A 20,843-nucleotide genomic window follows, 5' to 3' on the forward strand; every position below is an offset into this window, starting at 1 on the left:
GAGATATTGCCTGCGTGGATACTAAGCCGTCATTGCAAGCGACTGAAAGGAGAAAGGAGCGTGGTAATCTCATGAAATAATAACAAACTCCTGAGATTGCTTCGTCAATTACTTTGTAATTTCCTCGCAATGATGATTCCAATTTATAAATAATTAAGAGATTATGCAAACAGATAATACAAAATCAAACACTAATAAAACAGCTAAGCAAGAGTGGGGGTCTTTTGCTTTTGTAATATGTATCGCTTTACTTATTAGAATACTTATTATGGAGCCGTTTAACGTTCCGACCGGGTCTATGAAAGCAACCATACTTGAGAATGATTATATATTTTCTACGAAATATAGTTATGGTTATAGTAATTATTCTTTATCTTTTTTTGATTTTATTCCTCTTTTTAAAGGGCGCATATTTGCTCGTGAACCGGATCGTGGCGATATTGTAGTTTTTCGTCCGCCTAACGATATGAGTGTTAGATATATAAAGCGTTTAATAGGGCTACCCGGTGATAAAATTCAATTGATTGATGACGTAATATATATTAACGACAAAAAAATAGAACGCACGGAAGTTGGAACTTATATAAGCGAAGAGGGAATAAAATATTTAAAGTTTAAAGAAACACTGCCAAACGGTAGAACATATTTTTCTTATAAGCTTGCTCCTATTTATGGCGTTATATATAATGATAGATACAGTAATACGGATGTTTTTTATGTACCTGAAGGGCAATATTTCTTTTTAGGGGATAATAGAGATCAGTCAAATGATAGTAGAGTAAATCTTGGATTTGTACCGTTTGAAAATTTTATTGCTAAAGCACAATTTATTTGGTTCTCAACAAAAATAACTTGGTGGGATAATGATATAGGAGTTATTAATCTAGTACTAAAGTTAAAGCCATGGATTGAATCTGTTAGGTTAAATCGAATTTTCAGAAATCTTTATAACACGGATGCGTAATGGAATCATTTGAGAAGTTAGAAAAGCTACTTAGCTATAGTTTCAAAAATAAAGAGCTTTTAATAGAGGCGTTGAGTCACCCGTCTTTAAGGCAACATCACGAGTACAAGGATGATAAAGATTATGAACGATTAGAATTTCTAGGTGATGCCGTATTAAATTTAGTAATCACAGAAATTTTATTTAGAAATTTTGCCAATTATAATGAGGGGAATTTAGCTAAAATTAGATCATATTTGGTTTGCAAAGAAACAATATGCATGGTTGGAGCTAAACTTACTTTAAAAAATTATATAATTATGACTCATGGTGAAGAAGTAGCAGGCGGGCGTGATAATCTTAATAATATAGAAAATGCCACGGAAGCTTTAATTGCAGCTATATATCTTGATAGCAATATTGAAACAACCCATGATATTATCGAGAATTTATGGGCAGAATTTATAAAAGTTCAGAATTTAACGGATTATGACCCAAAAACTGCTTTACAAGAATGGGCTCAAGCTAGTGATCATCACCTACCTATATATCGTCTGATAAAAAGAGAAGGAGCCTCCCATTCATCGACTTTTACGGTTCTTGTAAAAGTAAAAGATTATGAACAAACAGGCACTGGTCACACAATAAAAGAAGCAGAGAAAAACGCAGCACGTAGCTTATTGCATAGACTTAAAAATGACTAATAGACATCTTGCCAAATTCGCTTATAGAGAGGAATTTAAAGGAGACACGGAAGCACTTGCCGCCGCAGTACGCGAGGATGCGAGTACTGGATCGACGTCTCAATTACCTCTAGAAGTGCAGTTTGGGAAGATGTCTAATCAGAAAACGGTATCGGTTTGTATAATCGGGCGACCTAATAGCGGAAAATCAACTTTATTAAACAGAATAATCGGTGAGAAGCTTTCAATCGTTACCCCAAAAGTTCAAACTACTAGGTCAATTATTACCGGTATTATTACCTTAAAAGATACACAGGTAATTTTATACGATACGCCCGGTATATTTGAGCCGAAAGGGAGCTTAGAGAAAGCAATGGTAAGATGTGCGTGGTCTAGTTTGCATAGTGCGGATTTAGTTCTGTTAATTATTGATAGTCTAAAGTCGTTTGATGATATAACGCATAATATTGTAGATAAGCTTCGCTCACTTAATATTGTTCCGATATTTTTATTGAACAAAATAGACATCGAATCAAAATATCTAAATGACATTAAAGCTTTTTTAACAGAAAATCATCCTGATAGCTTGCTTTTTCCTATATCTGCTTTATCAGGCAAAAATATTGATGGATTACTTGAATATATAACAAGTAAGGCCAAAATTTCTCCTTGGCTTTATGCGGAAGACGACATAACGGATTTACCTATGCGTTTTATTGCAGCAGAAATTACAAGAGAGCAGTTATTTTTAAATTTGCAGAAAGAACTCCCTTATAAATTAACCGTACAAACCGAAAAATGGGAAGATCTTAAAGACAAATCCGTAAAGATTAATCAAGTTATAGTAGTTTCAAGAGAGAGCTATAAAACTATAATACTCGGTAAAAACGGCTCTAAAATCAAAGAAATAGGAGCAAAATCCCGAATGCAAATGGAGAGATTTTTTGGATTTCCTGTTCATTTATTTTTATTCGTTAAGGTGCGTGAGCTGTGGGAGAATAATCAAGAATTTTATCAGTATATGAAGATATAAAGCTGTTACCCTGTGGCTTGACAGGCTTTGTTGGATCGTTTTCGATTTCATTCCCCCGAAAGCGGGAATGACATAAAAGCCATATAATAATGCCAATAAAAATAACATTAAATAATCATGATAATACTTGGGATTGATCCGGCACTTGGGAGTCTTGGATGGGCAGTAGTGGCAAAGGAGACCGCACAGTTGAAATATTTAGCTAGTGGTATTATTAGAACAAATAGTAAGGATGCAATTCATCATAGACTTGCTTTTATTAATAGTACATTAGAAAAAGTAATATTAGAATATCAACCAAATATGGTAGCGATTGAAGAAACATTTGTTAATACTAATAGCGTGACTTCTTTAAAGCTTGGATATGCTAGAGGGGCGATAATGTCGCTGATCGGTAGATATAATTTGGACATGCGAGAGTTTAAGCCAAATACGGTAAAAAAAACCGTAACAGGATATGGGCATGCAGAAAAAGACCAAATGTTGCATATGATAAAGCTTTTGCTGTCTGGCACTGCCTTAATTACCAATTCTGATGAAGCTGACGCCGTAGCGATTGCCTATACCTGCTTAGTTACAAAAAATTATTAAAATGAATCCAATAATAATATTAGTTGCCCCGCAAATGGGTGCGAATATCGGTGCTACTGCAAGAGCAATGAAGAATTTTGGCTTAAATGAGCTTAGAATCGTGGCTCCAAGAGACGGCTGGCCTAATGAGCAAGCACGTAGTAATGCAGTCGGAGCGGTTAATATTATAGATCATGCAAAAATTTTTGATAGCCTAGAGGATAGCATTAAAGACCTCGAATATTTATATGCTACTACTTGCATTAAAAGGGCTATGAATAAAGATTATGTATTTTCACAAAATTTACCTTTAGATTATCCAAATTCTGAAAAAGTCGGGATAATGTTCGGACGGGAAAATAATGGGCTTAGCAACGAAGAAATCGCATTTGCTAATAAGATTATCACTATTAATACAACCGAATTTAGCTCATTAAACATTGCTCAAGCGGTTATTATTATATGTTATGAGTTGTTGCGTAATTCTACGCCCAGAGAGGATATACATAACATTCAAAAATTAGCTACTAAAGAAGAAATAGAGCATTTTTTAGTAAATTTATTCGGCAAACTCGATAAAGCTGGATTCTTCAAGGCTCCCGACAAAAAAACTGCTATGCAACAAAGTATCACTAATATATTTACACGTATAAATAGTCTCTCTTCCCCTGAAGTCCAAACTCTGTAAGGTATTATTAAATCTTTAAATCAATGATATTTAGTAATTTCTTAAGTTCAGGAACATAATTTCTTATTCGGTTATATATTTCATCAGCAAGCTTTTTATCGTAAGTATAAGATATCATATTACTACGATCAGTAAGCATATAAATCCATAAACTCTCATCATTTATAATACCGGCAACAAAAGCTTCCTTTATCACTTCTTTAGGATAGTGAAGAAATGTGCCTTTTTGAGAAAAATATTCTTTTAAAAACTTCCAAGCGAGTTCAAAAGTAAATTCAAATCTTTGTATAGTGGCATCAATATAAGCCCTATCTTCTGTTGTCGGTTTTAAATAAATATCTTCAAGCGTCATAAAAGCTTTACGAAATTTTTCAAGTTTAAGGTTTATTTTTGACATATATAATTTTTTTTCTTTTAATATATTTTTATAAAGTTCAGAGCTTATTTTAGTACTTTCAAACCTTACACAATCTATTTTTAAAAGCGTGTCGGCATTCTCTATAATAGAAATAACTGCTAGCCATTCTTGATCTTGGAATATTAGGGCAGATAATTGCAATATCAATATCAGAACGCTCATCGTTATCCCCTCTAGCACGAAAAGCCAAAAAGCCATATTGCGTTGACAAACGGTAAAGATTTTAGCTTATTAATGAATATATATGATTGTATATCTTATCCATATAATTACCAGCTTTTGATTAAAGATTTAATAATTTCAGCTACTCTTTCCGCTTCATTTAAGGGTTTGTAGCTATATTCTTCTAGAGCAATAGCCGACTTATCAAAAATTCTTGCTATCTTCTGTTCTACTAACTGCTTTATAAAAATCTTATGCTTTGACGAATTAAAGTTTGGTGGGCAGAATATATAAAGAGGCTTGCCGCTTGAAGCTGCTTCACTGCACATTGAGATTGAGTCGGCCGTAGAGATTATATATTTTGCCTTGGAGAGCATAGCTATATAAGGATTATAGCCTGTGTCTTCGTTCGGGTAATAAATAATTGTGGAGGACGGCACATTATTTTTAATAATTGATTTTACAGTGTGTGGTGTACGTCTACTAAAACTAATGAAAAAAGGTATTTTTTGATTAGTATATATTTTATTTAATAATGAAGCAAATAAAACTGCTTCATCTTCATGGAAATTAAATTTTTTATTATTCCCACCGATTATCACTGCAATAAACTGTTTAAGATTAGGATAATGTTTTTGGAGTTCCAAGTTCGCTGCGGCGAACTGTTCAGTTACGTTGTTGATAGCTCCGTTGATGGGGATGATGTTTTTAAAGTCGTCATTGCGAGGAAATACGAAGTATTGACGAAGCAATCTAGTAAAAAAGCCCTGAGATTGCTTCAGCCACTTTGTGGCTTCGCAATGACGTTGGTCATGATAAGGCAGAATAACGGCATCAAATGCATTGTAAGGAAGATTAGGATGCATTATTTGTATTAACTTGATATCTTTAAATTTCTTTTTTAAATAAAATGCTAGTACTGCCGTTCTTCTTCCAGCGGTAATTATCATATCAGGCGGGGACTTATCCAAAAGATACTGCAATAGCTCACTTTTTATATGAATAGGATAATATTTTAGTAAAAAGTTCGGTAGCTTAGCTAAGCAATTATATTCAAGCTTAATTGTTGTATATTCTTCCGTTAATTTTTCAGCAAGTGCAATAGCCTGATGGGTGTTGCCTGTTCTATCATCCTCCAATACGTGTATTTTCATTGTAAATACTTCTCTAAAGGTAATGTTAATAAGTTTGTTAGAGGTAGTGATTTATCGCAAGCCTCGGCTATTTGTGGTGTGATCGGCATTTGAGCGATTAGTGGTATATTATATTTTTGTGATAAATGTCCGCCACTATTATTTTTAAGCATATAGCTCATATTCTCAATTATTCCCAAAATAGGTAAATTTAGTTTTTGATATAAATCTATAGAACGTATTACGTCTATTTCTGATATTTTTTGTGGTGTAGTTACGATTATTACGCCGTCTAAATGATAATTTTCTAGTATACTTAAATGAATATCACCTGTTCCCGGCGGCATATCGATAATTAAATAATCTAAATTATCCCATTTTGTTACCGATAATAATTGATAAATAGTCTTACTCGCCATAGGACCACGCCAAATAATTGCCGAGTGGTCTTTAACGAAGAAGCCTATAGATATAATTTCGATGCTTTGAGCAAGTACCGGTATTATTCGTCCATCTTTCGTTTGCGGTACTTCGTTAATGCCGAATATATGCGGAATTGACGGACCGTAAATATCCGCATCTACTATCCCGACTCGGTAATTTGCTAGACTTAACTGCTGAGCGATAAGAGCCGATATTGTAGATTTTCCGACTCCGCCTTTACCTGACGCTACTAAGATAATTTTTTTTACATTTTCTACAAAATGTTTTGGTTTTTGAACTTTTTTCTCCATCGGTTTACTTTCGGTAAAAACAATTGTTATTTTATTTACTTCCGAAATCTCGTTAAGTTTATTAATTGCCTTAAGTCTAATTTCTTCGGCTTCTAACTTGTTTTTACCTGATATATCTATTGAGAAACCGATATTATTACCTTTAATTATAATATCCGATATAACTTCATTTAAAAAAGTACCGTCTTTAAAGGTAATATGCTGAATTTTATCTATAATTTGTCGTTGGTGTAAATTCGCCATAATTAAATTTCCTTTTTAAAGCTGTTTAAGCTCGTAACTTGACGTTATATACTATAATATATATAATTATCTCATCTTTAAAAATAATATAAAACAATAAAGCAAATGCTTAATAAAAAACATATCTCAATTTTAAAAAAATCCCCATGGAAAGATTTTGATTCTGATAAAGAAGATAACATATTCACAAGACCGCGTAAAAATCAATTTAATTTTGATCAATTTCAATTCCCGTTTAATTTCAATGCTAAAACAATAATTTTAGCTGTTGTTGCAGTGGTTGCTTTATGGCTCGCTTCGGGTATTTATGAAATAAAAGAAGGCGAAGAAGCAGCGGTAATAAGATTTGGGCGTTTTGTGCGTAAGGGCTATCCCGGGCTTAATTATCATTTACCGGCACCTTTTGAAAAGATAATAGTTGAGAAAGTTAAACAATCACGTCGGATTGAGATTGGTTATCGTACAAATAGCTCTCTGCGTAGCGGTGGCGATAATACTAAAAATATTGCCGGTGAAAGTATAATGCTCACCGGTGATGAAAATATCATTGCTTTAAATTGTGACGTAATGTGGCATATTAATAATCTTGAAGATTTTATTTTTAACGTACAAAGACCTGCAGAAACAGTAAAAGCAACAGTCGAGAGTGCCGTTAGGGAAGTCATAGGTAATACTCCTATTTCTTGGGTATTATCCGATCAAAAGCAGGAGATTACTTATAAAATAGAGAAATTAGCACAGAAGATATTGGATAGTTATAATGCCGGCGTTATGATTGAGAAAGTACAATTATTAAAAGCCGAGCCGCCTGCCGAAGTAATAGACGCTTATAGAGACGTGCAAACTTCAAAAGCAGATAAAGAAAAAGAAATAAATCAAGCTCAAGCCTATAATAATAAGATTTTGCCGGAAGCTAGAGGAGCGGCTGCAAAGATTATACAAGAAGCAGAAGGTTATAGAGCAGAAGTTATATCGAAAGCAGAAGGTGATAGCCAAAGATTTAATGCTATTTATAAACAATATGCTACAGGTAGGCAAGTAACTAGAGATAGATTATATTTAGAAGTAGTCGAAGAGATATTAGGTGGTTCAAATAAAACGATTATTAATAATGCACTACTGCCGCACATGGCTATTAAACCATAGGGGTGCTATGTTATTCCCGCTTTTGCGGGAATGACATCAAGCGTGTTTTTCACGCTATACACAAATGACATCTAAACAACAAGGAATATTAAATGCAACAAAAGATTTATTATATAATTTTTACAATTGTTTTTGGGCTGATACTGATTTCTAGCTCCTTATTTTCAGTTGACCAACGCCAATCTGCAGTAGTATTCCAGTTTGGTGAGGCAATTAGAACTATAGAAAATCCAGGACTGAATATTAAAATCCCGTTTATTCAAAATGTTGAATTTTTTGATAAGCGTCTTTTAGATGTTGAGGTTGAGGCAAAAGAATTAACGGCTGCTGACGGTAAACGAGTTATTGTTGATGCCTACGCCAAATTCCAAATTAATAATCCCGTAATGTTTTATAAAACGGTACATGATTATCAAGGTGTGAAAATTAGGCTGACTCGTAATCTTGAATCGTCAATGCGTAAGGTGATAGGTAAAATCTCGCTAAGTAGCCTTTTAAGTCAGGAACGTAGTAATGTAATGTTAAATATCTTAAATCAAGTGAACGGTGAAGCTAAAAGCTTCGGTATTGATGTTGTAGATGTTAGAATTTTAAGAGCAGACTTACCAAAAGAAAATAGTGCAGCTATTTATCGTCGTATGCAAACGGCACGTGAAAAAGAAGCAACCCAAATTAGAGCGGAAGGACAAGAAGAAAGCGTGCGTATTCGTTCAAAAGCAGATAAAGAAAGTAAAATAATACTTGCTAAAGCTTATCGAGATGCACAAATTATTAAAGGTGACGGCGATGAGAAAGCGGCAAAAATATATAATTCTGCTTATTCAGTTGATCCGGAATTTTATAAATTTTATAGATCACTTTTAGTATATAAAAATTCTTTAAAGAAAGAGAATACTAATTTTGTAATTTCACCGGATGCTGAAGTTTTAAAATATCTAAATCTCACTAAGTAGTATACTAGTCTATCTACTTTTTATTTACTTGGAGTATATGGTTAATCTGAAAATAGTTATTGTTATAATAGTTTTAATATCAAGTAACGTTGTTCTAGCAAAAGAAAATAGTAGGTCTTTAAAAGTAGCAGCTCAAGAAGAGAATGAATTTACGGAAATAAATTCTGCTCCTTTAAAAGTAAGTGAAGCCGCTCGTTATAGCTTTGCCGATATAGTTGAACCGTTAATTCCTGCAGTCGTTAATATTTCAACAATAGAATATGTTAATAGTAAATCGGAAAACGCCGAGAAAGATCCTCTGCAAGAAAAAGTTAATGATTTTTTAGAAAAGCTTAATATACCGCTGAATTTGGAAGAGGTTGATCAAACTCCGAAAAGTGTCCCGCTTGGTTCAGGATTTATTATTGAACCTAACGGCTTAATAGTGACAAACTATCATGTAATTGCAAATGTTGATAAAATTAATATAAAACTTGCAGATAATACCGAATTATCGGCTAAATTAATAGGTAACGATACTAAAACCGATTTAGCTCTCTTAAAAATAGATAGCGAGGAACCTCTACCTTTTGTTGAGTTTGGAGATTCAAATGATGCAAGAGTAGGAGATTGGGTTATTGCGATCGGTAATCCGTTCGGTAATCTAGGCGGTACGGTGACAAGTGGTATTATTTCTTCTAAAGGGCGGGATATCGATATAGATACGGACAATATAGTCGATAATTTTATTCAAACGGATGCTGCAATTAATAACGGTAATTCCGGTGGTCCTATGTTTAATTTGGATCAGAAAGTAATCGGCGTAAATACGGCAATTTTTTCACCGCTCGGTACTAATATAGGTATCGGTTTTGCAATACCGTCAAATACTGCAAAGCCTATAATCGAACGTCTTAAGAAAGATGGAAAAGTAAGTAGAGGGCGCCTTGGAGTAACAATACAAGATTTAACCGAGGACATTTCTGAAGGGCTAGGACTTAAAAATACTAGAGGGGTGTTAGTAGCTAAAGTACAAGAAGACGGTCCAGGTGATAAAGCGGGAATTAAAACAGGTGATATAATAATAGAGTTTGCAGATATACCGGTTAAAAATACTAAAAAATTACGTGTAATTATTGCAGATGCTCCTATTGATCAGGAAGTAAAAGTAAAAATACTTCGCGATAAAAAGGAGCTTGAGTTACCTATTAAAATTACTTCGGATAATGAAGAGGTTACCAAAGATTCTACAGAAGAGACCAATAAGAAAGAAATAACAAATAAAGAAGAAAATAATTTATCTATTACTAAAAATAATATTACTTTTGGTAATTTGACTGAAGAACTAAGACAAAAATATACTATTCCTCAAGATAAAATGGGAATAGTGATAACCAATATTGATGAAGAAGAAAGTAGCTTCAAAATTGGTGATCTGATAACCAATATTAATCAGAAAAGCATAGACGATATAAGTAAGCTAGAAGAATTATATGAAAATGCTAAAAAATCAGATAAGAAAAATATTTTGCTCTTGATTGAAAGGGGGAGTAGTAATATGTTCGTACCATTGCAGGTTATGTAGTTTTCTATGTTATTTCCACGAAGGCGGGAATCCAGAAAAATAATCTTAACATTGATACAAAAATTACATATTTAATAAAAGAAAGCTATAAAAATAAGTTTTTTATAGCTTTTGCTGGATGCCCGTCTTCGCGGGAATGACATAGAATGTAAAAATAATACCTAAATAATTTATGTATGAATGAAAAAATAGCAATTTTAAGTGCATATAGTTTTGTTAATATAGAAGAACCGGCGAATTTGATACCGAAACTTTTGCTTATAGGTAAAAGAAAATATGTTAGAGGTACTATTTTATTAGCTAATGAAGGCTTTAACGGTTCTTTTTCAGGTTCATATGAAAATGTAAATCTTGTACTTGAAGAATTGATAAAGCTGACCGGTCCCAAAGATGTTAACGTTAAAATAAATTATAGTGATGTTCATCCTTTTCAGAAATTGAAAGTCAGACTGAAGAAAGAGATCGTAGCAATGAACGTTGATGGTTTAAATGTTGATTTGTTTAAAGGCGAATATATAGAGCCGAAAGATTGGGATGAATTTATCACACAACAAGATGTTATAGTAATAGATACTCGAAATGATTATGAAGTAGAGGTTGGTACATTTAAATCAGCAATTAATCCTAATACCAAAACATTTAAACAATTTCCTGCTTGGGTTCAGCAGAATCAAGAATTGCTCAAAGGTAAGAAAATTGCTATGGTTTGTACAGGTGGTATCAGGTGTGAAAAATCCACCAGCTTACTTAAAAGCATAGGTTATGATGAGGTATATCATTTAAAGGGTGGAATACTGCAATATCTAGAAGATACACAAAACAAGAACAATTTATGGCAAGGTGAATGTTTTGTCTTCGATGATAGGAGAGCAGTGACAGATGATTTATCGCCTGTAGAAAGACATTGGTTGCAGAGATAGATGTCGTTGACCGATTGAAACGTGTAGTATGTCATTCCCGCGAAAACGGGAATCCAGAAAAAAGAGAGCTTTTAATTTTAAAAATTCAGTATATTTGTATTTTTTAATTACTGGATTCCTGCTTCCGCGGGAATGACATAACCCTTTGTTTATTTATTAGAAATATATGACTAAAACCAAACAAGAAATTTATAATAAGCGTCCAACTTCACCGCATTTAACTATATATAAGCCGCAAATAAGTTCTACATTATCAATTTTGTATCGTATGACCGGCGTAGCTTTGTTTTTTGCGGTGTCAATCTTGGTGTGGTGGTTGATTCTTAGTAAATATGACAATAATTATTTACAGCTTGCTGAATGCTGTATTATAAAAATATGCTTAGTAGCTGTTAGCTACGCTTGGTTTTATCATTTATGTAACGGCATTCGGCATTTATTTTGGGATATCGGGTACGGTTTTTCTATAAAATTGGTTAATATCACCGGTTGGTGTGTAGTGGTAGGATCTGTATTATTAACGGTATTGTTATGGGTGTAGTAATTAAAAATGTCATTGCGAGGAGATGCGTAGCATCGACGTGGCAATCTCAGAAATAATAACAAATGCCTGAGATTGTTTCGTCAATTGCTATGCAATTTCCTCGCAATGACGAAAAGCTAAAACAAATAATAGAGAAAATTAATGGTATATGATTTTAAAGCAGAAATTGTAAAAGCAAAAAATAGCGGTTCTGCTAAAAGCGGTTCTCATCATTGGTTATTGCAAAGAGTAACGGGGATTATATTAGCTTTATGTTCTGTGTGGCTAATATATTTTACGTTAACCAACAAAAATAATGATATAAATATTATTATGTTGTGGGAACTTAAAAAGCCTTTTAATGTAGTAGCTTTGTTAATTACGGTGGTTATTTCGTTGTATCATGCGATGCTTGGTATGCGTGTAGTAATTGAAGATTATATAAGTTATCACAAATTACGTAATACATTGATTATAATAGTGCAATTATTTTGCATTGTTACTATTGTAGCTTTTGTAGTAGCGCTGTTTTATAAAGGATAAAAAGTGTCATACCGCGGCTTGACCGCGGTATCCAGAAAACAATATTGTGTATTGAATTACTGGACCCCGTGGTCAAGCCATGGGGTGACAGAGGTAGACAATTCACGTATCAAAATAGTAAAAAATTAATTTAATGACCAAAGCGTATAATATCATTCATCATAAATTTGACGTAGTAGTTGTAGGTGCAGGCGGAGCAGGTCTTCGTTCTGCATTCGGTATGGCTAAAGAAGGGCTAAATACCGCTTGTATAACTAAGCTGTTCCCAACCCGTAGTCATACTGTGGCTGCTCAGGGCGGAATTAGTGCGGCTCTTGGGAATATGGGCGAAGATGATTGGCGTTGGCATATGTATGATACGGTCAAAGGTTCTGATTGGTTAGGCGATCAGGATGCCATTGAGTATATGTGCAAAAACGCTCCCGATGCGATTTTAGAGCTAGAGCATTACGGCGTACCTTTCTCAAGAACTGAAGAGGGAAAAATTTATCAGCGTCCTTTTGGAGGAATGACAACAGAGTACGGCAAAGGAAAAGCAGCTCAGCGTACATGTGCTGCGGCAGATCGTACAGGGCATGCCATACTGCATACTTTATATCAACAGTCACTAAAACATAAAGTACAGTTTTTCGTTGAGTATTTTGCTATTGATTTATTGATGGAAGATGGTGAATGTAGAGGCGTAGTTGCGTGGAATTTAGATGACGGTAGTCTGCATTGTTTTAGAGCGCATAATGTAGTGCTTGCAACGGGCGGATACGGGCGTGCTTATTTTTCGGCGACGTCTGCTCATACTTGTACTGGTGATGGGGGCGGCATGGCGATTAGAGCCGGTCTTCCACTGCAAGATATGGAATTTGTACAGTTCCATCCGACAGGTATATATTCGGCCGGCTGTCTTATTACCGAGGGGGCAAGAGGCGAAGGGGGATATCTCGTTAATGCAAACGGTGAGCGTTTTATGGAGCGTTATGCTCCTGCTGCAAAGGATTTAGCTTCAAGAGATGTAGTTTCAAGAGCAATGACTATAGAAATCAGAGAGGGGCGAGGAGTCGGCGAGCATAAAGATCATGTATTTTTACATTTAAATCATTTATCGCCGGAGATTTTACATAGTCGTTTGCCCGGTATCTCTGAGACGGCTAAAATTTTTGCCGGTGTTGACGTGACTAAAGAGCCGATACCGGTACTTCCTACGGTACATTATAATATGGGCGGGATACCGACGAATTATCACGGTCAAGTCATAATTAAAGACGGTAAAAATCATAATAGCGTAGTAAAAGGGCTTATGGCAATCGGTGAAGCGGCTTGCGTATCGGTACACGGTGCTAACCGATTAGGATCAAATTCTTTGCTTGATTTAGTAGTATTTGGTAGAAGTTCTGCATTAAAAGCAGCCGAGCTTATTAAGCCTGCGAGTCCCCACAGGTCTATAAAAGAAGAAAGCCTTGAAAAAATTATAAATAGATTTGATAAAGTCCGTCACGCTAACGGTAATATTTTAGTTGCAGAGTTAAGGCTTAAAATGCAAAGAACTATGCAAAGCCATGCTTCGGTATTTAGAACTCAAGAGGTACTAGATGAAGGGGCAGGAATGATTAGCGAAATAAGAAGCGGCTATAAAGATATAAAAATTAACGATAAATCTTTAATTTGGAATAGCGATTTGGTGGAAGCCTTAGAGCTAGATAATCTACTTGATCAAGCTTTAGTAACGGTATATTCGGCAGCTGCAAGAAAAGAAAGCAGAGGAGCTCATGCACGTGAAGATTATCCTGATCGTAATGATGAGGACTGGATGAAGCATACTCTTAGCTCTATCGATGAAGCAGGTAAAGTAGTTCTTGATTATAAACCTGTGACTTTAACTACTTTAACCGATGAAGTAACAGCAGTCCCGCCGGTGAAGAGAGTGTACTGATTAATGTTCTTATGTCATTCATGCGAAAGCAGGAATCTAGAAACCTTTAATGTTATCCCGCGATTAAATCGCGGGATCCAAAAATGCTTATTTTTTAGATATCGCGGTCAAGCCGCGGTATGACAGAAAAAAATATATATAAAATATGTTTGAGTATTTAATAAAATTCTATCCAAAAATCTTTTTTATTGTAGAGGGAACTTTGGTAACTTTAAAATATAGCGTTATTGCCGTTATATTCGGTTTAGTAATAGGGATGCTGCTCGCTATTTGTAAGGTAAATAAAAATCGTGCTTTAAGGCTTTTTGCAAATTTCTATACTTCTATTTTCAGAGGAACGCCTTTATTAATTCAATTAAGTATTATTTATTTTGCTTCACCTTATATCATAGGCATTAAATTTAGTGTGTTTATGGCGGGAGCTATTGCTTTTTCTCTTAATTCGGGAGCATATGTTTCCGAAGTAATCAGGGCAGGGATTAATGCAGTTGATAAAGGGCAGTTTGAAGCGGCTGAAGCTCTTGCTATTCCAAAGTTTTTAATAACGAAAGATATAATTCTGCCGCAAGCAGTTAAAAATATTTTTCCGTCATTAGTAAATGAGCTTGTAAATTTGATTAAAGAATCAGCCATTATTTCTATGCTTGGAGAAATGGATTTAATGCGTAGAGCACAAATTGTATCAATTGAAACATATAATTATTTTTTTCCAATGCTTATTGCTGCGTGCTGTTACTATATTTTAGTGATGTTAATCAGCTTTATAGCAAAAATAATTGAGAAAAAAATGATTGTTAATTAAAACATACTTGCTTTTATGGAAAAAGTAATTATAATTTAAATTTAGTGTAATTTACAAATTCTTATAATTTGTATTTAGAAATGATTGAAAATAAAGGGTGGAAGTATTTTTCACCCTTTAATTATCGTATATATAAGTTTTTTTTGGAGTATTTTTTTTAATGCCGACATATAATCAATTAGTACGTTTTGGGAGAAAGTCAAAAACTCGTAAGACCAAATCTCCTGCCTTAGAATCTAATCCTTTTAAAAGCGGTGTTTGCCTAGTTGTAAAAACCGTTACCCCTAAAAAGCCTAACTCTGCACTTCGTAAGATTGCAACGGTGCGTTTAAGTAATAAAAGAACCGTAAATGCATATATTCCTGGTGAAAAGCATAGTGTAAAGGAACATGATAGGGTGTTAGTAAGAGGCGGTCAGGTTCCTGATCTTCCGGGGGTGAAATATCATATCGTACTCGGTGCTTATGATATTGCCGGAGTTAAAGGACGTAAGCAAGGTCGGTCACGTTACGGTGCTCCTCGTAAACAAGTTGCAGTTACAAAAAAATAAATTATTAGTTAGAGAGAAAAAATAAAATGTCACGTCGTCATGCCGCAGAGAAGCGAGTAATTTTACCTGATATGAAATATAACAGTATTTTACTGTCAAGATTTATCAATAATATTATGAAAGAAGGGAAGAAAGCCCTTGCAGAGAAAATTGTTTATTCAGCCTTTAATAAAATTGAAAAGAAGCATAGAGTTGATCCGTATCAAACCTTTAATAATGCTATGCATAACGTGAAGCCGCATTTAGAAGTAACTTCGGTTAGGGTTGGAGGAGCTAATTATCAAGTTCCGACGCATGTTGATGAAAGAAGAGGATATGCCCTTGCTAGCCGTTGGATTATTAATGCTGCGTCAAAACGTTCTGAAAAAATGATGATTGATAAACTTGCCGAAGAGCTGTTTGAAGCTTCTAATAATAGAGGTGTTGCCATTAAGAAGAAAGAAGATACTCATAAAATGGCCGAAGCTAATAAAGCTTTCTCTCATTTTAGCCCTAAAAAAATGAAATAAGGTAGGGTATAATGAGTAAAATAAATAAACTTGAGCATATTCGTAATATCGGTATATGTGCTCACATTGATGCCGGTAAAACCACAACTACCGAACGTATTTTATATTATACCGGTAAATCGCATAAAATAGGTGAAGTTCATGAGGGCGGTGCTACCATGGATTGGATGGAACAAGAACAAGAACGCGGTATAACCATTACCTCAGCTGCTACTACTTGTAGATGGCAAGATAAAATAATTAATATTATCGATACTCCTGGACACGTTGACTTTACTATCGAAGTAGAGCGTTCGCTTCGTGTTCTTGACGGTGCGGTTGCAGTATTTGACGGTGTAGCAGGTGTTGAACCGCAGTCAGAAACGGTTTGGAGGCAAGCAGATAAATATAATGTTCCTAGAATGTGTTTTGTCAATAAAATGGACAGAATGGGAGCAGATTTTTATAGATGCGTGGAAATGCTCAAAGATCGTTTAGGAGCAAAACCGCTTGTTATTCAGTTGCCTGTAGGGATTGAAGAAAATTTTAAAGGTATCATTGATCTTATCAAAATGAAAGCAGTGATTTGGAAAGATGAAGCACTTGGAGCTGAGTATTTTGAAGAAGATATACCTGCCGATATGAAAGATAAAGCTGAAGAATATCGTGCTAAATTACTTGATATGGTTGTTGAATTAGATGATCATGTTATGGAAAAATATTTATCAGGTGAAGAAGTAACAGCAGAAGAAATTAAAAGATTAATTAGAAAAGGTACTATTTCAGCAGCATTTTATCCGGTTTTATGCGGTAGTGCTTTTAAAAATAAAGGGGTACAGCCTTTACTTGATGCCGTAGTAGATTTCCTACCTTCGCCTATTGATATAGGTATAGTAAAAGGTATGGAAGTAAGTACCGGTGAAGAAAAAGATTTCCCTATTTCGGTAACTGAGCCTTTTGCAGCTTTAGCATTTAAAATTATGAATGACCCATTTGTCGGTTCATTAACTTTTATTAGAATATATTCAGGTAAAATTACTTCAGGAACAACTGTTATTAATACCGTAAAGAATAAAAGAGAAAAAATCGGTAGAATGCTATTAATGCATGCTAATAATCGTGAAGACGTAAAAGAAGCATCAGCAGGTGATATAGTAGCTTTAGCAGGTCTTAAAGATACTACCACAGGTGATACGTTATCTGATATTGATCAGCAAGTAATCTTAGAAAGAATGGAATTTCCAGAGCCGGTAATTGAGCTTGCGGTAGAACCTAAATCAACAGCCGATCAAGAAAAAATGGGCCTCGCACTTTCTCGTTTAGCAGCTGAAGATCCATCATTTAGAGTGTCAACTGATTATGAAACAGGACAAACAGTGATAAAAGGAATGGGAGAGCTCCATTTAGAAATTATCATTGATCGTATGAGAAGAGAGTTTAAGGTCGAAGCAAATATTGGAGCTCCTCAAGTAGCATATCGTGAAACTATAACAAAAGTTTGTGAAATTGATTATACCCATAAGAAACAATCCGGCGGTGCAGGACAATTTGCTCGTGTAAAAATTATTTTTGAGCCTCTAAAAGAGGTAAAAGATCTAAAAGATGAAGATAAAAATAAAATTTTTGTCTTTGAAAGTAAAATCATCGGCGGTGCCGTGCCTAAAGAATATATACCAGGTGTTGAAAAAGGATTAAATAATATTAGAGAAACCGGTGTTATTGCCGGTTATCCTATGATTGATTTTAAAGCAACTTTAGTTGACGGTGCGTTTCATGATGTAGATTCTAGTGTACTTGCGTTTGAAATTGCTGCAAAGGCAGCATTTAGGGAAGGGATGCCGAAAGGTAATCCTAAATTACTTGAGCCGATTATGCAAGTTGAAGTTATCACTCCTGATGAATATATGGGTGATATTATAGGCGATTTAAATAGTCGTAGAGGACAAATTCAAAGCATGGATCCAAGAGGGAATGCTCAAGTAGTTACTGCGAATGTTCCTTTAGCGGAAATGTTTGGTTATGTTAATACGCTTAGGTCTTTATCTCAAGGTAGAGCTCAGTTTAGTATGATATTCTCTCATTATGATCAAGTGCCGAGTCAAGTAGCTGATATTATTAAAGCTAAAAAATAATTTAGGGGTGAAGGTGTCACGTCTTACAGAAATAAATGTTGTTTTGCCGTGGCAGCTTATAAATTAACAGTACTGTTTATTATAGTAATTTTTTAATAATAACAAATATTTTTAATAACTTTTATTGATTTTTTATTAAAAATATGATAGGAGTGTAGCTCAATTGGTAGAGCGCCGGTCTCCAAAACCGGAGGTTGCGGGTTCGATACCTGTCGCTCCTGCCATTATAGGCTTAGAGCTTTTTTGCTATAAAATATAGAATTTTTACAAAATTTGCTTATAGAGAGAAATTTGAAAGAGGTACTTCACCTCGAATCGCAGCGTACATACTAGTATGTGAGAATTCCAGTGCTGGATTATCGTCTCAATTGCCTCTAGAAGTAGCATTTTGTAAGGAGTCTAATAAATTACCTAACAAAAATATGTTTAAAGAATATAAAATTTATAAGTTTTTTGAACAAGTTAAACAAGAAACTTATAAGGTAGTTTGGCCAACTAGAAAAGAGCTTGTTGCTTCAACATTAGTAGTGGTAGTAGCAGTTTTTATTTTTAGCCTAATTTGTTTGGTACTTGATTATAGTATACATAACATAATGCAGCTTTTGCTTAATATCGGCAAATAGTATAAGGAATAAATTGTGACAGCACAGAGTATAGATAATATATTGTCTTCTTCTGAAAAAAATGTAAAGCAGTGGTATGTAGTACATACGGCATCAGGAGCAGAGAAACGCATTAAAGAAGATATGCTTAGAAAAATCGCTAAACAGAACATGACGCATTTTTTTGAAGATATATTAATACCTGTTTTTGGAGTTTCTGAAGTTAAACGCGGTAAAAATGTCAAGGTAGAAAAAAAACTAATGCCGAGTTATATCTTGATAAAGATGAATATGACTGATAAATCTTGGCATTTAGTAAAAAATATATCTGGAGTAACCGGCTTTTTAGGAAGCAAAACCACGCCAAAAGCTCTTACAGAAAGTGAAATACAAAATATTTTTAATAATTTGGAAGCAGAAGCTAAAGAAGCAAAGAATTCTAAATTGTATGAAGTTGGTGAAATAGTGACTGTTACAGACGGTCCTTTTGAAACTTTCATGGGTACAGTAGAAGAAATAGATCAAGAAAAAAATAGGTTAAAAGTTTCAGTTGCAATATTTGGTAAAGCAACTCCAATAGAACTAAATTTTAATCAAGTAAAGAAAAATGATTAAAAGTTGGGCTAAATACGGTTTATAAATTACTTAAGCTGTATTGTACGAATGTTCAGGATGTCATTGTTGCGGGATAATGCGTCGTCATTGCAAGCAGCCGTAGGCTGCGTGGCAATCTAGGAGAAATAATAAAAAACTTCTGATTTACAGAATTTTTTTCTTCCTTGTTTTGTCAAAACTTACAGCTTTTCCTTGCAATGATGGGACACAAGATCCATGCAATTGTTACAAAGTAATATTAATTTAAGAGAAAAATAAGGATATTTATAAATGTCTCAGAAAGCAATAAAAGGTTATATTAACTTGATAATTCCAGCTGCTGGAGCCACTCCTGCACCTCCTATAGGACCGGCCCTAGGACAAAGAAAAGTTAATATTGCAGCATTTTGTAAAGATTTTAATGATGCTACGCAAGGTATGGAAAAAGGAATACCTCTGCCAACCGTAATTACCGTTTATGAAGATAGTAGTTTTTCTTTTAAAATAAAAACTCCTCCTGCTTCTTACTTTTTAAAGAAATATGCTAAAATTACTAAAGGTTCTAGTGCTACTAAAAAAGAAGCCGTAGTAGGTAAAGTTACTATGGATGATTGTCGTGAAATTGCAAAGTTAAAAATGCCTGATTTAAATACAAAAAATATTGAAGCAGCAACAAAAATTATTTGTGGTAGTGCTGCATCTATGGGACTTGAAGTAGTAGGGAATTAATTATTATGTCAAATAAGAAAGATGTTGCTGTAAAAATTAGCGGCGGTAAAAAAATAAGAGAAGCTAGAGAAAAAGTAAAATCAGATACTTTATATAATTTAACAAATGCAGTTGAACGATTAAAATCAGCATCATATGTTAAATTTGATCCAACCTTAGAAATAGTTATGAAGCTTGGAATTGATTCTAGGCATTCCGATCAAATGGTACGTGGTGTAGTTAATTTACCTGCCGGTACAGGCAAAACCGTAAGAGTTGCCGTTATTTGTAAAGAAGAAAGAGAAGAAGAAGCTAAAAGTGCCGGAGCAGATTTAGTAGGTTCAACAAATATTATTGATGAAATTAAAGCAGGGAAAATTAATTTTGATGTATGTATAGCTACTCCCGATATGATGGCAGCTATAGGTTCAGTTGCAAGAATTTTAGGACCAAAAGGTTTAATGCCTAACCCTAAACTTGGTACCGTAACTTTAGATATTAAAAATGCTATTAAAAATGCTAAAAGCGGTCAGGTAGAATATAGAGCAGAGAAAGCAGGTATAATTCATGCAGGGCTTGGAAAATTATCTTTTTCAGACCAAGATTTATTAAAAAATTTAAATGCGTTTATTGAGGCAGTAATTAAAGCAAAACCTGCCGGATTAAAAGGAAGTTATTTAAAAGCAATGTATTTATCTTCTACTATGGGAGCATCGGTACAAATAGATTTAACTAGTATAGCATAATTTTTATAGCCGTTTAACGGTAGTATAGTAATAATAAAAAA

General features: G+C 34.2%; 23 protein-coding genes and 1 tRNA gene. 21 read left to right on the top strand and 3 right to left on the bottom strand.

Annotated features, from left to right (window positions below; genetic code table 11):
- The first annotated feature begins 163 nt into the window (after positions 1 to 163).
- The 5 genes from lepB (at position 164) to RC_RS00830 (ending at position 3,917) form a co-directional block, all read left to right on the top strand.
- Positions 164 to 964, top strand: coding sequence for a signal peptidase I (gene lepB / locus RC_RS00810; protein WP_010976832.1), 801 nt, complete (start codon positions 164 to 166; stop codon positions 962 to 964).
- A complete protein-coding gene (gene rnc / locus RC_RS00815; protein ID WP_010976833.1) occupies positions 964 to 1,647 on the top strand; it encodes a ribonuclease III in 684 nt (227 codons plus the stop codon). The genes lepB and rnc overlap by 1 nt, the downstream gene beginning before the upstream one ends.
- On the top strand, positions 1,640 to 2,659 hold the full coding sequence (gene era, locus RC_RS00820) for a GTPase Era (protein WP_010976834.1): 1,020 nt from the start codon (positions 1,640 to 1,642) through the stop codon (positions 2,657 to 2,659). Before rnc ends, era begins: the two co-directional genes overlap by 8 nt.
- 117 nt (positions 2,660 to 2,776) lie before the next feature.
- Entirely contained in the window at positions 2,777 to 3,250 is a 474-nt protein-coding gene (ruvC, locus tag RC_RS00825) for a crossover junction endodeoxyribonuclease RuvC (protein WP_010976835.1), read from the top strand.
- Between the two features lies 1 nt (position 3,251).
- Positions 3,252 to 3,917, top strand: coding sequence for an RNA methyltransferase (locus RC_RS00830; protein ID WP_010976836.1), 666 nt, complete (start codon positions 3,252 to 3,254; stop codon positions 3,915 to 3,917).
- A gap of 7 nt (positions 3,918 to 3,924) precedes the next feature.
- Here RC_RS00830 and RC_RS10045 read toward each other — a convergent pair whose 3' ends face one another.
- The 3 genes from RC_RS10045 to RC_RS00850 all read right to left on the bottom strand — a co-directional run bounded on the left by RC_RS10045 (position 3,925) and on the right by RC_RS00850 (position 6,607).
- Positions 3,925 to 4,533: a nucleotidyltransferase substrate binding protein gene (locus RC_RS10045; protein WP_010976837.1), complete on the bottom strand. Its 609-nt coding sequence runs from the start codon at positions 4,531 to 4,533 to the stop codon at positions 3,925 to 3,927.
- Between the two features lie 71 nt (positions 4,534 to 4,604).
- A complete protein-coding gene (locus tag RC_RS00845; RefSeq protein WP_010976838.1) occupies positions 4,605 to 5,651 on the bottom strand; it encodes a mitochondrial fission ELM1 family protein in 1,047 nt (348 codons plus the stop codon).
- Positions 5,648 to 6,607, bottom strand: coding sequence for an Mrp/NBP35 family ATP-binding protein (locus RC_RS00850; RefSeq protein WP_010976839.1), 960 nt, complete (start codon positions 6,605 to 6,607; stop codon positions 5,648 to 5,650). Before RC_RS00850 ends, RC_RS00845 begins: the two co-directional genes overlap by 4 nt.
- A 105-nt stretch (positions 6,608 to 6,712) precedes the next feature.
- Here RC_RS00850 and hflK point away from each other — a divergent pair, with 105 nt between their 5' ends.
- The 16 genes from hflK to rplA all read left to right on the top strand — a co-directional run bounded on the left by hflK (position 6,713) and on the right by rplA (position 20,802).
- On the top strand, positions 6,713 to 7,753 hold the full coding sequence (hflK, locus tag RC_RS00855; protein WP_004996655.1) for an FtsH protease activity modulator HflK: 1,041 nt from the start codon (positions 6,713 to 6,715) through the stop codon (positions 7,751 to 7,753).
- Positions 7,754 to 7,845: 92 nt separating this feature from the next.
- The gene (gene hflC / locus RC_RS00860; RefSeq protein WP_010976840.1) at positions 7,846 to 8,706 is read left to right on the top strand and encodes a protease modulator HflC; all 861 of its coding nucleotides are present in this window, start codon (positions 7,846 to 7,848) and stop codon (positions 8,704 to 8,706) included.
- Between the two features lie 37 nt (positions 8,707 to 8,743).
- Entirely contained in the window at positions 8,744 to 10,270 is a 1,527-nt protein-coding gene (locus RC_RS00865; RefSeq protein WP_041471707.1) for a Do family serine endopeptidase, read from the top strand.
- 176 nt (positions 10,271 to 10,446) lie between these two features.
- The gene (locus RC_RS00870) at positions 10,447 to 11,190 is read left to right on the top strand and encodes a rhodanese domain-containing protein (RefSeq protein WP_010976842.1); all 744 of its coding nucleotides are present in this window, start codon (positions 10,447 to 10,449) and stop codon (positions 11,188 to 11,190) included.
- A gap of 166 nt (positions 11,191 to 11,356) precedes the next feature.
- Positions 11,357 to 11,731: a succinate dehydrogenase, cytochrome b556 subunit gene (gene sdhC / locus RC_RS00875; protein ID WP_010976843.1), complete on the top strand. Its 375-nt coding sequence runs from the start codon at positions 11,357 to 11,359 to the stop codon at positions 11,729 to 11,731.
- A 144-nt stretch (positions 11,732 to 11,875) separates the two neighbouring features.
- Positions 11,876 to 12,256: a succinate dehydrogenase, hydrophobic membrane anchor protein gene (sdhD, locus tag RC_RS00880; protein ID WP_010976844.1), complete on the top strand. Its 381-nt coding sequence runs from the start codon at positions 11,876 to 11,878 to the stop codon at positions 12,254 to 12,256.
- Between the two features lie 133 nt (positions 12,257 to 12,389).
- On the top strand, positions 12,390 to 14,180 hold the full coding sequence (sdhA, locus tag RC_RS00885) for a succinate dehydrogenase flavoprotein subunit (RefSeq protein ID WP_010976845.1): 1,791 nt from the start codon (positions 12,390 to 12,392) through the stop codon (positions 14,178 to 14,180).
- Between the two features lie 145 nt (positions 14,181 to 14,325).
- On the top strand, positions 14,326 to 14,982 hold the full coding sequence (locus tag RC_RS00890) for an amino acid ABC transporter permease (protein ID WP_004996648.1): 657 nt from the start codon (positions 14,326 to 14,328) through the stop codon (positions 14,980 to 14,982).
- 160 nt (positions 14,983 to 15,142) lie between these two features.
- On the top strand, positions 15,143 to 15,532 hold the full coding sequence (rpsL, locus tag RC_RS00895; protein WP_004996647.1) for a 30S ribosomal protein S12: 390 nt from the start codon (positions 15,143 to 15,145) through the stop codon (positions 15,530 to 15,532).
- Between the two features lie 26 nt (positions 15,533 to 15,558).
- On the top strand, positions 15,559 to 16,041 hold the full coding sequence (gene rpsG, locus RC_RS00900; RefSeq protein ID WP_004996646.1) for a 30S ribosomal protein S7: 483 nt from the start codon (positions 15,559 to 15,561) through the stop codon (positions 16,039 to 16,041).
- Between the two features lie 11 nt (positions 16,042 to 16,052).
- On the top strand, positions 16,053 to 18,152 hold the full coding sequence (fusA, locus tag RC_RS00905) for an elongation factor G (protein WP_010976846.1): 2,100 nt from the start codon (positions 16,053 to 16,055) through the stop codon (positions 18,150 to 18,152).
- Between the two features lie 148 nt (positions 18,153 to 18,300).
- A tRNA-Trp gene (locus tag RC_RS00910) sits at positions 18,301 to 18,376 on the top strand.
- 198 nt (positions 18,377 to 18,574) lie between these two features.
- Entirely contained in the window at positions 18,575 to 18,775 is a 201-nt protein-coding gene (gene secE / locus RC_RS07105; RefSeq protein ID WP_004996644.1) for a preprotein translocase subunit SecE, read from the top strand.
- A gap of 15 nt (positions 18,776 to 18,790) precedes the next feature.
- On the top strand, positions 18,791 to 19,369 hold the full coding sequence (gene nusG / locus RC_RS00920) for a transcription termination/antitermination protein NusG (protein ID WP_010976848.1): 579 nt from the start codon (positions 18,791 to 18,793) through the stop codon (positions 19,367 to 19,369).
- Positions 19,370 to 19,639: 270 nt separating this feature from the next.
- Positions 19,640 to 20,077 (top strand): 50S ribosomal protein L11, encoded by a 438-nt coding sequence (gene rplK / locus RC_RS00925; protein WP_004996639.1) that lies wholly within the window; start codon positions 19,640 to 19,642, stop codon positions 20,075 to 20,077.
- A gap of 5 nt (positions 20,078 to 20,082) precedes the next feature.
- A complete protein-coding gene (rplA, locus tag RC_RS00930) occupies positions 20,083 to 20,802 on the top strand; it encodes a 50S ribosomal protein L1 (protein WP_010976849.1) in 720 nt (239 codons plus the stop codon).
- Positions 20,803 to 20,843: the final 41 nt, after the last annotated feature.

Source organism: Rickettsia conorii str. Malish 7 (genome assembly GCF_000007025.1).
Lineage (GTDB): Bacteria > Pseudomonadota > Alphaproteobacteria > Rickettsiales > Rickettsiaceae > Rickettsia > Rickettsia rickettsii.